Here is a 13,885-nt window from a genome sequence, read left to right on the forward strand (position 1 = left end):
GTGCACGCCACCGACGCGCCGCGGCTCACCTGGAAGGTGCGGGTCAGCGGACTCGTGCACCAGGGTGAGCGCTCCGTCCGCGACGTGTACGTCGACGCGCGCACCGGCGCCGTCGTCGAGTCGCAGGAGCCTGCTCAGCTACGCGACCGGCACCGGGACCGGCCACCACAACGGGCCGAACCCGCTGCCGATCGAGACCACGCAGGTCTCCTCCACCTCGTACAACCTCACCGACTCCACCATCCCGGGGCTCAACTGCGGCGTCGAGAACAACTCGACCGCCACCGTGCCGGCGCTGTCCGGGACGGACAACGCCTGGGGCGACGGCACCGGCACGAGCAAGGAGACGGGCTGCGTCGACGCCCTCTTCGGCCTGCAGACCCAGGACAAGATGCTCGCCCAGTGGCTGGGCCGCGACGGCTTCAAGGGCAACGGCGGCGGCTGGCAGGTGCGCGTCGGGCTCGACGACACCAACGCCTTCTACTGCTCGCCCGGCCTCGTCGAGCCGGGCTACTGCACCGGCACCGAGTGGGTCCGCATCGGCCACAACCAGGCCAACACCAAGTGGGTCACCAACCTCGACGTCGTGGCGCACGAGTACGGCCACGGCATCGACCAGAACACCCCCGGCGGCATCTCCGGCAACGGCACCCAGGAGTTCGTGGGCGACGTGTTCGGCGCGCTGACCGAGGCCTACGCCAACGAGGCCGCGGCGTACGACCCGCCGGACTACCTCGTCGGCGAGGAGGTCAACCTGGTCGGCAGCGGCGAGATCCGCAACATGTACAACCCCTCGGCCAAGGGCGACCCGAACTGCTACTCCAGACTCGATCCCGAACGCGGAGGTGCACGCAGCGGCCGGACCCGGCAACCACTGGTTCTACCTGCTCGCCGAGGGCACCAACCCCGCCAACGGACCGACCAGCACCACGTGCAACAGCGGCGGCACGCTGACCGGCATCGGCATCCAGAAGGCCGGCAAGATCTTCTACAACGCGATGCTGATGAAGACCTCGTCGTCGAGCCTACCTCAAGTACCGCACCTGGACGCTCACCGCCGCGAAGAACCTCTACCCGGGCTCGTGCACCGAGTTCAACGCGGTCAAGGCCGCGTGGAACGCCGTCTCCGTGCCCGCGCAGACCGCTGACCCGACCTGCACCACGGCCGGCAACACGGTCACCGTCACCACCCCGGGCAACCGCACCGGCACCGTCGGCACGGCGACCTCGCTGCAGCTGACCGGCTCCTCCTCGGGTGCCGGCCAGACGCTGACCTGGTCCGCCACCGGCCTGCCCGCCGGGCTGTCGATCAACGCGAGCACCGGTCTCGTCTCCGGCACGCCGACCACGGCCACGACGGCCAACGTCACGGTGACCGCGAAGGACACCACCGGCGCGAGCGGCTCGACCAGACTTCACGTGGACGATCAGCGGTGGCGGCACGCCGTCGGGCAACCTGCTCAAGAACCCGGGCTTCGAGTCCGGCGCCGTCGACTGGACCGGCACCAGCGGCCCGATCACCAGCAACACCGGGCGCGCCGCGCGCACCGGCACGTGGAAGTCTGTGGCTCGGTGGCAACGGCACCACCTCGACGGAGAACATCAGCCAGTCGGTCGCCATCCCGGCGAGCGCGACGACGGCCACGCTGAGCTTCTGGGTCGCGATCGACACCGCGGAGACGACGACCGCGACGGCGTACGACACGGCGAAGGTGCAGGTGGTCGACGGGTCGACGACGAGCACCCTGGCGACGTACTCCAACCTCAACAAGACGAGCGGCTACGTCCAGAAGACGCTCGACCTGTCGGCGTACAGGGGGAAGACGGTCTCGGTGAAGTTCCTGCTCAACGAGGACTCCTCGCTCCAGACGAGCTTCGTCGTCGACGACACGTCGCTGACGGTCAGCTAGCGGCAGGCTCCCTCAGGCGGGCGGTCACCGGGATGCCGGTGGCCGCCCGTCGGCCTTCGCCGCCGCGGCCTTGCGCGAGGCCCGGGTCTTGGGTGGCGTCGGCTCGGTGCCGACCAGGGCGAAGACCGGAGCGGTGACCTTCTCCAGCGCCGCGACCGCGTCGGCGTGCCGCTCGGCCAGCGTCGCGACCACACCCGCGAGTCTCGGCCTGTGCTTCCGCCAGGGCGTGCACGGTGTCGGCGAGTCTCACGCTGGCGGACGATGAAGTCCTGCAGCGGCTGGGCGGTCGCGCCGGCGATGCCGGTCACCGCGGTCGCCATCCCGGCCACGGCGCCGGCGAGCTCGCCGACCTGCTGGGCGAGCCTGGTCGGGCTGGGTGACGCCGGTGACGGCGGTGTCCCGCACGGTGCGCAGCACGTCGGTGGTCGACTTCAGCGCGGCCTGCTGGGACTTCACCAGGAGGTCGAGGGGGTTGAGCGAGTCCGCCATGGGCTCAGCGTGGCAGAGCGGGCGCCGTACGGCGAGCGTCCTGGTCGCGCAGCCGCGCGGTCCGTCCGGCCGCCGTGTCCGATTTCCGCGAGTACCGGTCGGTGGCGGGGTGCAGGATGGTGGTCATGGAGACGAGGAACGAGCCGGCACAAGCTGGAGTTCACCCGGTGCTACACGGCCGTCCAGTCGCGGGATCGCCGCTTCGACGGGGTGTTCTACACCGCCGTCCGCACCACCGGGATCTACTGCCGCCCGTCCTGCCCCGCCCGCACCCCGGCAGCGGCGAACGTCTCCTTCCACCGCACCGCCGCCGCGGCCCAGGCCGCCGGCTACCGCGCCTGCAAGCGTTGCCTGCCCGACGCGACGCCCGGCAGCCCCGAGTGGGACGTCGCCGCGACCGTCGCCGGACGGGCGATGCGACTGATCGGTGACGGTGTCGTGGACCGCGAGGGGGTCGAGGGCCTGGCGACGCGGCTGGGCTACACCTCGCGCCACCTCGCCCGAGTGCTCACGGCCGAGCTCGGTGCCGGTCCGCTCGCGCTCGCCCGCACCCAGCGCGCCCAGACCGCCCGCGCGCTGGTCGAGAGCACCACGCTGAGCCTGACCGACGTCGCCTTCGCCGCGGGCTTCTCCAGCGTGCGGCAGTTCAACGACACGATGCAGGAGGTGTACGCCGCCACGCCCAGCGAGCCTGCGCGGGCGCCGGTCGGCCGCGACGCGTCCGGCACCGGGCGGCATCGAGCCTGCGGATCGCGGTCCGCACGCCCTTCCTGGGCAGTGGGCTGCTCCGCTTCCTGGCCGACCGTGCGATCCCCGGCATCGAGGTCGCGGAGGTCCGCGAGGACGGCTCCGGCTGGTACGCCCGCACCCTCGACCTCCCGCACGGGCCGGGGACGGCCCGGGTGGAGCTCGCGGACCTGCCCGGACCCGGGGCGTCGTACGTCGCACTGCGGCTGGTGCTCGACGACCTCCGCGACACCGCGGCCGCCGTCGCCCGGATGCGGGTCCTGCTCGACGCCGACGCCGACCCGGTCGCGATCGACGCGCACCTCGGTGCGGACCCGGTGCTCGCACCGCTGGTCGAGCGGCGCCCGGGGCTGCGGGTGCCCGGTCATGTCGACGGCGCGGAGTCGGCGGTGCGGGCCGTGCTCGGTCAGCAGGTCACCGTCGTCGCCGCGCGCACGGCCGCGGCCCGGCTGGTCGCGAGCCACGGCCGGCCGGTCGCCACCACGACCGAGGGCCTCACGCACCTCTTCCCCGATGCGGCGACGGTGGCCGCCATGGAGCCCACCGACTTCAAGATGCCGCGTGCTCGCGGCCGGGCGCTGATCGGGCTCTCGGCGGCGCTGGCCGCCGGTGAGATCGTGCTGGACCGCGGGCCGGACCGCGCCGAGGTACGACAGCGGTTGCTGGCGCTGCCCGGCATCGGTCCGTGGACCGCTGACTACATCGCGCTGCGCGCGCTCGGCCACCCCGACGTGTGGCTGCCGACCGACATCGGGGTGCGCAACGCCCTGGCCGCCCATCCCGGTGGCGACGCGGAGCGATGGGCGCCCTGGCGCTCCTACGCCCTGCTGCACCTGTGGACCGCCCTATCCGACCCGACGCCAGGAGAATGAGAAGCACCATGTGGACCGTCATCGAATCTCCCATCGGCCCGCTCCGCCTCGTGGAGCAGGACGGCGCGATCAGCGCGATCGAGTTCTCGCCGTTCCGCGACCACGACGGCCGCCCCCGCGGCGAGCGTGCGGACGACGCGCCGGTGCTCGCCGAGGCGGCGCGCCGCCTGGGGGAGTACTTCGCCCGTGAGCGCACCGACTTCGACCTGCCCCTCGCACCGCTCGGCACGCCGTGGCAGCGCCAGGTGTGGGAGCAGGCTGATCGGCATCGACTACGGCGAGACCGCGTCGTACGGCCAGATCGCCGCGCGGCTCGGCAAGACCAATGCCGCGTCGCGTGCGGTCGGCGTCGCGAACGGCGCGAACCCCATCCCGATCGTGATCCCGTGCCACCGGGTGATCGGTGCCAACGGCACCCTCACCGGGTACGCCGGCGGGCTGGACCGCAAGCAGGCCCTGCTCGAGCCTGGAGCAGGACGCCCTCTTCTGAGGTCGAGTGGGGGTTTCCGGACCGTCGAGTGGGGACTTGCGCCGCCGCAACCCCCCTAGTCGGCGGTCCGGAAACCCCCACTCGGGCCTATTCGGCGGCGGCGCGGCGCAGCGACTCGGAGAGCCGCTCGGCCGCGGCGAGGACCGCGGGCGCGTGCATGCGACCGGGCTGGCGGGAGAGCCGCTCCAGGGGACCCGACACGGACACGGCGGCGATCACCTTGCCGCCGGGGGAGCGGACGGGAGCGCTCACCGAGGCGACGCCCTGCTCGCGCTCGCCGACCGACTGCGCCCAGCCGCGGCGGCGGATGGCGGACAGACTCGGCGGCGGAGAAGGCGGCGTTCTGCAGGCCGCGGTGGATCCGCTCGGGGTCGTCCCAGGCGAGCAGCACCTGCGCGGCGGAGCCCGCGCGCATGGTCAGCTGCGAGCCGACGGGGATCGTGTCGCGCAGGCCGGAGGGGCGCTCGGCGGCGGCGACGCAGACCCGGTGGTCACCCTGACGGCGCCACAGGCCTGGGCGGACTCGCCGGTGATGTCGCGCAGCCGGGCGAGCACCGGGCCGGCGGTGGCCAGCAGCCGGTCCTCGCCGGCCGCGGCGGAGAGCTCGGCGAGCCGCGGGCCGAGCACGAAGCGGCCCTGCATGTCGCGAGCGACCAGCCGGTGGTGCTCCAGCGCGACCGCCAGCCGGTGGGCCGTGGGCCGGGCCAGCCCGGTGCCGGCCACCAGTCCGGCCAGGGTGGCCGGGCCGGACTCCAGTGCCGTGAGCACCAGGGCCGCCTTGTCGAGTACGCCGACGCCGCTCGAGTTGTCCATATGGCAATACTGCCGTCTCAGATCATGGGATGCAAGAGGTACGCTGGGTGACACAGGTCAAATCGGCCGATCCGAACGAGAGGAACGAGTCATGGGCAGGACCCTGGCGGAGAAGGTGTGGGACGAGCACGTCGTCCGGTCGACCCCGGGGGAGCCGGACCTCCTCTACATCGACCTCCACCTCATCCACGAGGTGACCAGCCCGCAGGCCTTCGACGGCCTACGGCTCGCCGGACGTCAGGTACGACGCCCCGACCTCACCCTCGCGACGGAGGACCACAACGTCCCGACCCTCGACTGGGACCAGCCGATCGCCGACCCGGTGAGCAAGACCCAGGTCGACACGCTGCGCAAGAACGCCGCGGAGTTCGGCGTGCGGCTGCACCCGCTCGGCGACGTGGAGCAGGGCATCGTGCACGTCGTCGGCCCGCAGGCTGGGCCTCACCCAGCCCGGCATGACGATCGTGTGCGGTGACTCGCACACCAGCACCCACGGCGCCTTCGGCGCCATCGCGTTCGGCATCGGCACGTCCGAGGTCGAGCACGTGCTCGCCACCCAGACCCTGCCGCAGGCCAAGCCGAAGACGATGGCGGTCACGATCAACGGCAGCCTGCCCGAGGGCGTCACCGCGAAGGACATGGTGCTCACCCTCATCGCGCACACCGGCACCGGTGGCGGTCAGGGCTACATCGTGGAGTACCGCGGCCAGGCGATCCGCGAGGCTCTCCATGGAGGGCCGGATGACGGTCTGCAACATGTCGATCGAGTGGGGCGCCAAGGCCGGCATGATCGCGCCGGACGAGACCACCTTCGCCTACATCCAGGGCAAGCCCGAGGCTCCGAAGGGCGCCGACTGGGACGCCGCCGTCGCGCACTGGAAGACCCTCGTCACCGACGAGGACGCCGAGTTCGACGAGGAGATCGTCCTCGACGCCTCCACGATGACCCCCTTCGTCACCTGGGGCACCAACCCCGGCCAGGGCGTGCCGCTCGGCGCGAACGTCCCGGACCCGGCGGACTTCGAGGACGCCAACGACAAGATCGCCACCGAGAAGGCCCTGGAGTACATGGGTCTCGAGGCCGGCACGCCGATGCGCGACATCAAGGTCGACACCGTCTTCGTCGGCTCCTGCACCAACGGCCGGATCGAGGACCTGCGCCTGGCGGCCGAGATCATCAAGGGCCACAAGGTCGCCGACGGCACCCGCCTGCTCGTCGTACCGGGCTCGGTGCGGGTGCGCCTGCAGGCCATGGAGGAGGGCCTGGACCAGGTCTTCACCGAGGCCGGTGCGGAGTGGCGCGGCGCGGGCTGCTCGATGTGCCTGGGCATGAACCCCGACCAGGCTCACCCCGGGCGAGCGCAGCGCGTCGACGTCCAACCGCAACTTCGAGGGCCGTCAGGGCAAGGGTGGGCGCACCCACCTGGTGTCCGTGCCGGTCGCCGCCGCGACCGCGATCCGCGGCACCCTGTCCTCGCCCGCCGACCTCGTCCCCGCGACGGTCTGAGAGGAGATCCGAGTCATGGAGAAGTTCACCAGCCACACCGGCGTCGGCGTGCCGCTGCGCCGCAGCAACGTCGACACCGACCAGATCATCCCGGCCGTCTACCTCAAGCGGGTCACCCGCACCGGCTTCGAGGACGGGCTCTTCGCCGCCTGGCGCAACGACCCGGAGTTCGTGCTCAACCAGGAGCCGTACGCCGCCGGGTCGGTCCTGATCGCCGGGCCGGACTTCGGTACCGGCTCCTCGCGTGAGCACGCGGTGTGGGCGCTGCAGAACTACGGCTTCAAGGCGGTCCTCTCGGCCCGGTTCGCCGACATCTTCCGCGGCAACTCCGGCAAGGCCGGGCTGGTCGCCGGCCGGTCGACGAGAAGGTCGTCCAGAAGCTCTGGGACTACCTCGAGGAGAACCCCGGTGCCACCGTGACGGTGGACCTGGAGGCCAAGACCGTGCGGGCGGGCGAGGGCCCGGACGCCATCGAGGACTCCTTCGACATCGACGACTACACCCGCTGGCGGCTGCTGGAGGGGCTCGACGACATCGGCATCACGCTGGGCCACGAGGCGGACATCGCGTCGTACGAAGAGCGGCGGCCGAGTCTGGAAGCCGGTCACCCAGGGCGCCTGAGCCCCGAGATCTCGGGGGAAACCCTGATGAGAGGGCACGAGGTGGACACGTACAGTTCACCTCGTGTCCTCTTTCGTTCGCCCTGACGACAGGACGACGGAGGAGCCGCTCGACGACGCTCCTGCTCCGCCGTCCACCCCGTCCCTCGCCGCCGCCCTGCGCCGCGGCCTGGTCGGCAGCCTCGTCGCAGCGATGCTGGCCACCCTGGTGCTGGAGGTGGGGACCCTCGGCATCTTCATGCACTGGGTCGGCGACCTGTTCCTCGGTGGCGCGTTCTTCGTCGACGTCCTCGTGCTGTGGGTCGTGATCGGCTTCCTGTGGGCGGTGCTCGGCCGCCTGGCCTGGTCGATCGCACTGGTCTCGGTGACCACGGTCGTCGTCGCGATCGCCAACCTGGTGAAGATGCAGTACCGCGAGGAGCCGGTCTACCCCAGCGACATCGACTTCCTCCGCGAGCCTGAGTTCCTCGGCTCGATGGTCTCGCCCGTGCTGCTCGTCGCCGCCGTGCTGCTCGTCGTGGCGGTGCTGCTCGGCGTCCTGCGGCTGGTGGCCCGCATCGAGCGCCGCTACCCGCGTCCCCGCCTGCGCACGCTGAGCCGCGACCACGTGCTGCTCCTGCTCGGGCTGCGGCTCGGGGTCGGCGTCCTGACGGGCGTCCTGCTCGTCCAGGCCGCGCACTTCAACCAGCCCGGCAACATGTGGCGCGGCCTCTACGAGGCGAGCGGCAAGGAGTGGCGCTACTGGAACCAGAAGACCAACTACCGCTCCCACGGCTTCGGCGGTGGCTTCCTCTTCAACATGCCGGTCGACGCCATGGCCAAGCCGAAGGGGTACGACGCGGAGGAGATGGCCGAGATCGCCCAGCGCTACGAGCGGGTGGCCGCCCAGGTCAACGCCGGTCGCACCGGCAGCCTCGACGACACCAACGTCGTGATCGTGCTCAGCGAGTCCTTCACCGATCCCACCGACCTCGACGGCTTCCGGCTCGACCACGACCCGATCGCCCGCACCCGGGCGCGGATGGCCGGCACCACGTCGGGCCACATGCTCGCCCAGATGTACGGCGGCGGCACGGCCAACATGGAGTTCGAGACCCTGACCGGCCAGTCCCTGGGGCTCTTCCGGCCGCAGATGCTCTCGCCGTACCAGATGCTGGTGCCGGCGCACGACGACTATCCCTCGGCCGTCGGCTGGTTCCGCGGGCAGGGCCACGACGTGATCGCTGTGCACCCCTACCAGGTGGGGATGTACAAGCGGGAGCAGGTCTACCAGCGCTTCGGCTTCCAGGACTTCGTCCACGACACGACCCTGCGCGAGACCCAGCGCATCGACGACAACCCCTACATCTCGGACCGTTCGGCCTTCGACGAGGTGCTCACGCAGATCGGCGAGCACGACAAGCCGCTCATGGTGAACCTCGTGACGATGCAGAACCACATTCCCGTCGACGGGAATTATCACGACCCGGTCCGGGTCACCGGTGCCGGCGACGGCGAGGACGAGAAGATCGGCCAGTACGCACGCGGTCTCGAGCACACCGACGAGGCACTCGACCAATTCCTCGGTGCACTGCAGAAGAGTCCCGAGAAGACGATCGTGCTGTTCTACGGCGACCACCTGCCCGGCATCTACAACTCGTCGGTGAAGCACGCCAACAAGGGACTTTCCCTCTACCGCACGCCTTTCTTCGTGTGGAGCAACCAGCCGGGGCAGAACGTCCCACGGACGCTGCCGACGACCAGCCCGGCGTTCTTCCTGCCGTTGCTCTACGACGTCGCGAACGCCCCGATGCCGCCGTACCTCGCGATGCTCGAGACCGTGCGGCGACACGTCAGCGCCATCCAGCAGGGCCGCCTGCTCGACGGATCGGGAGAGCAGGTGAAGGAGTCCGCGCTGGACCAGCAGAGCGCGAAGCCTGCTCGCCGACATGCGTCTGGTGCAGTTCGACTTCTCGATCGGCAAACGCTTCGTGGTGGACCGGATGTGGCCCGGAGCAGTCGTCGAATGACCGGAATTGGCCCGAATAGCGCCAAATCCGCGAAAAAACTGCTGCAAAGCACGGCGTGGTGATTGTGGGCGTGCTCACGAATGCCTAGCGTTCGCTGGAAGGACGGCTGGGCGAGGGCTCGGCCGCACAGCCCAAGAGACGACCACGACGGTGCGTTTCGAAAGGACATGTAGTGAACAAGTCTCAGTTGATCGACGCGCTGTCCGACCGGTTCGAGGGCAGCCGCAAGGACGCTGCCCACGCGCTCGACGCCGTTCTGGACACCATCACCCGCCAGGTCGCGAAGGGCGAGAAGGTCGCCATCACCGGCTTCGGCTCCTTCGAGAAGGCCGTGCGGAACGCGCGTTGGGTCCGCAACCCGCAGACCGGTGAGCGCGTGAAGACCAAGAAGAAGGCCGTCCCGAAGTTCAGCGCCGGCGCCGACCTCAAGAACGTCGTCTCCGGTGCGAAGAAGCTCGCCCCGCTGCCGAAGCCGGCGAAGAAGGCTGCCGCTGCCGCCGCGGCTCCGGCCAAGAAGGCCGCGTCCACCGCCAAGAAGGCCGCCGCCCCGGCTGCCAAGAAGGCCGCGACCACCGCGAAGAAGGCGGCTCCGGCGAAGAAGGCCGCTCCCGCCAAGAAGGCCGCTCCGGCCAAGAAGGCTCCGGCTGCCAAGAAGGCCGCTCCGGCCAAGAAGGCTCCGGCTGCCAAGAAGGCGCCCGCCAAGAAGGCTCCGGCTGCCAAGAAGGCCGCCCCGGCCAAGAAGGCCCCGGCTGCCAAGAAGGCGCCCGCCAAGAAGGCTCCGGCCAAGAAGGCGCCCGCGAAGAAGGCTCCCGCCAAGAAGGCCTGACGCCTTCCTGCGCACCGTCGATCGGGCCGTCCTCCTCCGGGAGGGCGGCCCGATCGGCGTCTGCGGGCTAGGGCAGCGCGGTGGCCGCGAGGGCCGCGGCCGTCGCCGGGCCGACGCCGAGCGCGATCGCGCCGGCGAGGTCGTCGAGGTCGTCGACGTCGCGGCGCAGCCGCGCCGGTGCGTCCGCCAGCGCGACGGCACCCAAAGCCGCGTGGGCGGCGGCGGAACCCGCGCCGAAGCGGGGATCGAAGGCGTCGTACGGCGCGGTGTAGAGGGTCGTGCCGGTGCCCTCCGCGTCGGGGACGTACGCCGAACCGGCGCCGACCGACGCCAGGGCGGTGCCCAGGTCGGCCGCGGTCAGCGCGGGCAGGTCGGCGAGCAGCGCGACCGGCTGCAGGCCGGGGCGCAGCGCGTGGGCGTGCGCCGCACCGTGGCGCAGCGCCGCGTTGAGGCCGTGCCCGGGGTCGTCGCACGGCACGGCGCCCGGCAGTGAGGCGGCGAACGCCGCGTCGTCGCTGACGACCACGACCAGCCCGACCGACGGCGTCGTCGTGCAGGCCGCGACCGCGTCTGCGGCGAAGGCGGCGGCGAGGCGCCGGCGGTCGTCGTCCGGCAGCGCGGAGAGCCGCGACTTGCCCGTGCCGGGGGACTTCACCGGCAGCAGCACGGCGAAGGGACCGGGGACCACCACCGCGCCATCCTCGCAGCCCCGGGAGGCGCGTCAGCGGAGTGGTCGGCGTCACCGGCGGGTAGCCTGCATCCTCGTGACGGTGCGGAAGTCTGCAGGAGAAGAGGGGCTGGGCCTGGAACATCGCGGTGCCCATCATCAAGCCGCTGCTCCTCGCCACGACGAAGCGGACCTGGGTCGGTGGGGAGAACATCCCGGTCGAGGGCGGCTTCATCATCGCGCTCAACCACATCTCCCACGTCGACCCGCTCACCGCCGCGCACCTGGTCTACGACCACGGGCACAAGCCGAACTACCTGGCGAAGTCCGGTCTCTTCGACAACAAGGCGCTCGGGTACTTCCTGCGCAGCGCCGGCCAGATCCCGGTCAAGCGGGAGACCAAGGACGCCGTCGGCGCCTACTCCGCCGCCGTGGACGCGATCCGGGCGGGCCGCTGCGTGGTGATCTACCCGGAGGCCACCATCACCCGGGATCCCGCGATGTGGCCGATGAAGGGCAAGTCCGGAGCGGCCCGGATCGCCCTGGAGACGGGCTGCCCGGTGATCCCGGTCGGCCAGTGGGGCGCGCAGGAGCTCCTGGCGCCGTACGCGAGGAAGCCGCACCTCCTGCCGCGCAACCAGATCACGATGCGGGTCGGCCCGCCCGTGCCGCTCGACGACCTGCGGGCGCAGGAGCCGCGCACCAGCGCGGTCGTCAGCCAGGCGACCGAGCGGATCATGACCGCCATCACCGACCAGACTCGAGACTCGTGCGTGGGGAGAAGGCGCCGGCCGAGCGGTACGACATGGCCGTGCAGGGTGACCGGTTCAAGAAGACCAAGAAGGCAGGCTGATGGGCAACAAGATCGCGGTGCTCGGCGCCGGCTCGTGGGGGACGGCGTTCTCCATCGTGCTCGCTGACGCGGGCAACGACGTCTCGATCTGGGCACGGCGCGAGGAGGTCGCGGCGGCCATCAACGAGCGCCACGAGAACGTCGACTACCTCGCCGGCATCGAGTCGCCCCGCACCATCACCTCCACCCACGACCCGGAGCAGGCCCTCGCCGGCGCGGACGTCGTCGTCCTGGCCGTCCCCTCGCAGTCGCTGCGCGAGAACCTGCCGACCTTTCTGCCTCACGTCGAGCGCGACGCCACGCTCGTCTCGCTGATGAAGGGAGTCGGAACCGGCAGCCTCAAGCGGATGTCGGAGGTGATCGCCGAGGTGGGCGACATCGCCCCGCACCGGATCGCCGTCGTCAGCGGCCCGAACCTCGCCCGCGAGATCGCCCGCCGCGAACCGGCGGCCTCCGTGGTCGCCTGCGCCGACGAGGACGTCGCCACCGCGCTGCAACGGCGGGTGCACTCGCCGGCCTTCCGGCCCTACACCAGCGTCGACGTCCTGGGCTGCGAGTTCGGTGGCGCCTACAAGAACGTCGTCGCGCTGTGCGTCGGGATGGCCGTGGGCCTGGGCTTCGGCGACAACACCACCGCCTCCCTGATCACCCGCGGCCTCGCCGAGACCGCGCGCCTCGCGATGCACCAGGGCGCCAACCCGCTCACCCTGATGGGCCTGGCCGGGCTCGGCGACCTGGTCGCCACGTGCTCCTCACCGCTCTCGCGCAACCGTACGTTCGGCGAGAAGCTCGGTCAGGGACAGAGCGTCGAGGAGATCTACGCCTCCACCCGTCAGGTCGCCGAGGGTGCGAAGTCCTGCTCGTCGCTGCGCGTGCTGGCGAAGGAGACCGGTGTCGAGGCGCCGATCGTGGACGCCGTCGACGAGGTCGTCCAGGGCCGGCTGACCACGTCGCAGGCTGATGGAGGCGTTCATCAACCGCGACACGAAAGCCGAGCCTGAGTCGACGACGCGAGTGCGTCGCTCGTTCCTCGCGCCGCGCGGTTGGCTCGCGTAGGTCCTGCCTCCGTCCGGCGGCAAGGCGGCCGGCGCCAGGGGGAGGGCCGCGGTACCTCGGGACCGGCGCTCGGCACCTGAGGCGGACGCGGAGGAGGGGCGGCTCTTCCTAGCGTGGCGGGCATGACGATCCTGCTGTCCGATCCCGCCGTCCGCGCGGTGCCCGTCGCCGAGTGCGGTGAGCCGCTGGTCCGCCTCCCGCACGAGATCTCGCCCGCGGGTGCGCTGGTCCGGGCCGGGCTCGCCGACCGGCTGGTCGCGGCGGATCGCCTGCTCCCGCGGGGGATCCGGCTCCGGGTGGTCGAGGGGTACCGGCCGGCCGCCCAGCAGCAGGCCATCATCGCGTCGTACGCCGACGAGGTGCGCGCGCTGAACCCGGGCATCGAGCCCACAGAGCGGGAGCGGCTCACCAGCCGGTACGTCGCGCCGCTCGACGTGGCACCCCACGTGGCGGGCGCGGCGGTCGACCTGACCCTGGTGGACGTGTGCGGCGACGCCCTCGACCTGGGCACGGAGATCGACGCGACGCCCGAGCAGAGCGACGGCCGCTGCTGGTTCGCCGCGGCCGGGATCGGCGCGGACGCCCGGGCGCACCGGACGGTGCTGGCGCGGGCGCTGCGGGCGCAGGGACTGGTGAACTACCCGACGGAGTGGTGGCACTGGAGCCACGGCGACCGGTACTGGGCGCTGACGAGCGGTGCTCCGCACGCGCTCTACGGCCCGCTCGCGGCGGCGGTGGCGGCATGAACGGCCTCGCCGTGCAGCCACGGGACACGCGGGCGCCGTCGCCGCGGCTGACCATCGACCTGGCCGCCGTCGCGCGCAACACCGGTCGGCTGGCCGCGGCCGCGACGGGGGAGCCTGATGGCGGTGGTGAAGGCCGACGGCTTCGGCCACGGAGCGGCCGACGTGGCGCGCACCGCCCTCGCGCACGGCGCCACGCGGCTCGGGGTGACCACGCTCGTGGAGGCCGTGGCGCTGCGGGACGCCGGGCTCGCCGTACCGGTCCTCAGGCTGGCTGAACCCG

At 71.8% G+C, this 13,885-nt stretch carries 13 protein-coding genes and 6 pseudogenes; 15 read left to right on the forward strand and 4 right to left on the reverse strand.

The window, feature by feature from the left end; all coding sequences use genetic code 11:
* The first annotated feature begins 64 nt into the window (after positions 1 to 64).
* The 3 genes and pseudogenes from G5V59_RS32605 to G5V59_RS32615 all read left to right on the forward strand — a co-directional run bounded on the left by G5V59_RS32605 (position 65) and on the right by G5V59_RS32615 (position 1,910).
* Positions 65 to 1,148 (forward strand): annotated as a pseudogene (locus tag G5V59_RS32605) (M4 family metallopeptidase).
* On the forward strand, positions 1,129 to 1,650 hold the full coding sequence (locus tag G5V59_RS32610) for a putative Ig domain-containing protein (RefSeq protein WP_278259217.1): 522 nt from the start codon (positions 1,129 to 1,131) through the stop codon (positions 1,648 to 1,650). The pseudogene G5V59_RS32605 and the gene G5V59_RS32610 overlap by 20 nt, the downstream one beginning before the upstream one ends.
* 62 nt (positions 1,651 to 1,712) lie before the next feature.
* Positions 1,713 to 1,910 (forward strand): hypothetical protein, encoded by a 198-nt coding sequence (locus G5V59_RS32615; protein ID WP_278259218.1) that lies wholly within the window; start codon positions 1,713 to 1,715, stop codon positions 1,908 to 1,910.
* Here the strand turns inward: G5V59_RS32615 and G5V59_RS32620 are convergent.
* Positions 1,903 to 2,160 carry a hypothetical protein gene (locus G5V59_RS32620; protein WP_278259219.1) on the reverse strand — a complete coding sequence of 86 codons (258 nt, stop codon included), beginning with the start codon at positions 2,158 to 2,160 and terminating at the stop codon, positions 1,903 to 1,905. The genes G5V59_RS32615 and G5V59_RS32620 overlap by 8 nt on opposite strands.
* Entirely contained in the window at positions 2,157 to 2,399 is a 243-nt protein-coding gene (locus tag G5V59_RS32625) for a hypothetical protein (RefSeq protein WP_278259220.1), read from the reverse strand. Before G5V59_RS32625 ends, G5V59_RS32620 begins: the two co-directional genes overlap by 4 nt.
* 210 nt (positions 2,400 to 2,609) lie before the next feature.
* Between G5V59_RS32625 and G5V59_RS32630 the strand changes: the two are divergent.
* The 4 genes and pseudogenes from G5V59_RS32630 to G5V59_RS32645 all read left to right on the forward strand — a co-directional run.
* Positions 2,610 to 3,029: pseudogene (locus tag G5V59_RS32630) on the forward strand (Ada metal-binding domain-containing protein); the annotation flags it as partial.
* A gap of 164 nt (positions 3,030 to 3,193) precedes the next feature.
* The gene (locus G5V59_RS32635; RefSeq protein ID WP_278260205.1) at positions 3,194 to 4,018 is read left to right on the forward strand and encodes an AlkA N-terminal domain-containing protein; all 825 of its coding nucleotides are present in this window, start codon (positions 3,194 to 3,196) and stop codon (positions 4,016 to 4,018) included.
* Positions 4,019 to 4,026: 8 nt separating this feature from the next.
* Positions 4,027 to 4,176: pseudogene (locus G5V59_RS32640) on the forward strand (cysteine methyltransferase); the annotation flags it as partial.
* A gap of 28 nt (positions 4,177 to 4,204) precedes the next feature.
* Positions 4,205 to 4,567 (forward strand): MGMT family protein, encoded by a 363-nt coding sequence (locus tag G5V59_RS32645; RefSeq protein ID WP_278259222.1) that lies wholly within the window; start codon positions 4,205 to 4,207, stop codon positions 4,565 to 4,567.
* 28 nt (positions 4,568 to 4,595) lie between these two features.
* Here the strand turns inward: G5V59_RS32645 and G5V59_RS32650 are convergent.
* Positions 4,596 to 5,321, reverse strand: a pseudogene (locus G5V59_RS32650) (IclR family transcriptional regulator).
* A gap of 91 nt (positions 5,322 to 5,412) precedes the next feature.
* Here G5V59_RS32650 and leuC point away from each other — a divergent pair.
* The 4 genes and pseudogenes from leuC to G5V59_RS32670 all read left to right on the forward strand — a co-directional run bounded on the left by leuC (position 5,413) and on the right by G5V59_RS32670 (position 10,283).
* A pseudogene (gene leuC, locus G5V59_RS32655) lies at positions 5,413 to 6,828 on the forward strand (3-isopropylmalate dehydratase large subunit).
* 15 nt (positions 6,829 to 6,843) lie between these two features.
* Positions 6,844 to 7,535 (forward strand): annotated as a pseudogene (gene leuD / locus G5V59_RS32660) (3-isopropylmalate dehydratase small subunit).
* Positions 7,513 to 9,519: an LTA synthase family protein gene (locus G5V59_RS32665; protein WP_278259223.1), complete on the forward strand. Its 2,007-nt coding sequence runs from the start codon at positions 7,513 to 7,515 to the stop codon at positions 9,517 to 9,519. The pseudogene leuD and the gene G5V59_RS32665 overlap by 23 nt, the downstream one beginning before the upstream one ends.
* Before the next feature lie 110 nt (positions 9,520 to 9,629).
* Positions 9,630 to 10,283 (forward strand): HU family DNA-binding protein, encoded by a 654-nt coding sequence (locus G5V59_RS32670; RefSeq protein WP_278259224.1) that lies wholly within the window; start codon positions 9,630 to 9,632, stop codon positions 10,281 to 10,283.
* A gap of 67 nt (positions 10,284 to 10,350) precedes the next feature.
* Here G5V59_RS32670 and cofC read toward each other — a convergent pair whose 3' ends face one another.
* Positions 10,351 to 10,974, reverse strand: coding sequence for a 2-phospho-L-lactate guanylyltransferase (gene cofC / locus G5V59_RS32675; protein WP_278259225.1), 624 nt, complete (start codon positions 10,972 to 10,974; stop codon positions 10,351 to 10,353).
* A 125-nt stretch (positions 10,975 to 11,099) separates the two neighbouring features.
* Here cofC and G5V59_RS32680 point away from each other — a divergent pair, with 125 nt between their 5' ends.
* The 4 genes from G5V59_RS32680 (at position 11,100) to G5V59_RS32695 (ending at position 13,880) form a co-directional block, all read left to right on the forward strand.
* On the forward strand, positions 11,100 to 11,870 hold the full coding sequence (locus tag G5V59_RS32680) for a lysophospholipid acyltransferase family protein (protein WP_278259226.1): 771 nt from the start codon (positions 11,100 to 11,102) through the stop codon (positions 11,868 to 11,870).
* Complete coding sequence (locus G5V59_RS32685; RefSeq protein WP_278259227.1) at positions 11,803 to 12,804, forward strand: NAD(P)H-dependent glycerol-3-phosphate dehydrogenase; 1,002 nt, start codon at positions 11,803 to 11,805, stop codon at positions 12,802 to 12,804. The genes G5V59_RS32680 and G5V59_RS32685 overlap by 68 nt, the downstream gene beginning before the upstream one ends.
* 177 nt (positions 12,805 to 12,981) lie before the next feature.
* Positions 12,982 to 13,605 (forward strand): M15 family metallopeptidase, encoded by a 624-nt coding sequence (locus G5V59_RS32690; RefSeq protein ID WP_278259228.1) that lies wholly within the window; start codon positions 12,982 to 12,984, stop codon positions 13,603 to 13,605.
* On the forward strand, positions 13,602 to 13,880 hold the full coding sequence (locus tag G5V59_RS32695) for a hypothetical protein (protein ID WP_278259229.1): 279 nt from the start codon (positions 13,602 to 13,604) through the stop codon (positions 13,878 to 13,880). The genes G5V59_RS32690 and G5V59_RS32695 overlap by 4 nt, the downstream gene beginning before the upstream one ends.
* Positions 13,881 to 13,885: the final 5 nt, after the last annotated feature.

It is taken from the genome of Nocardioides convexus (genome assembly GCF_011090295.1).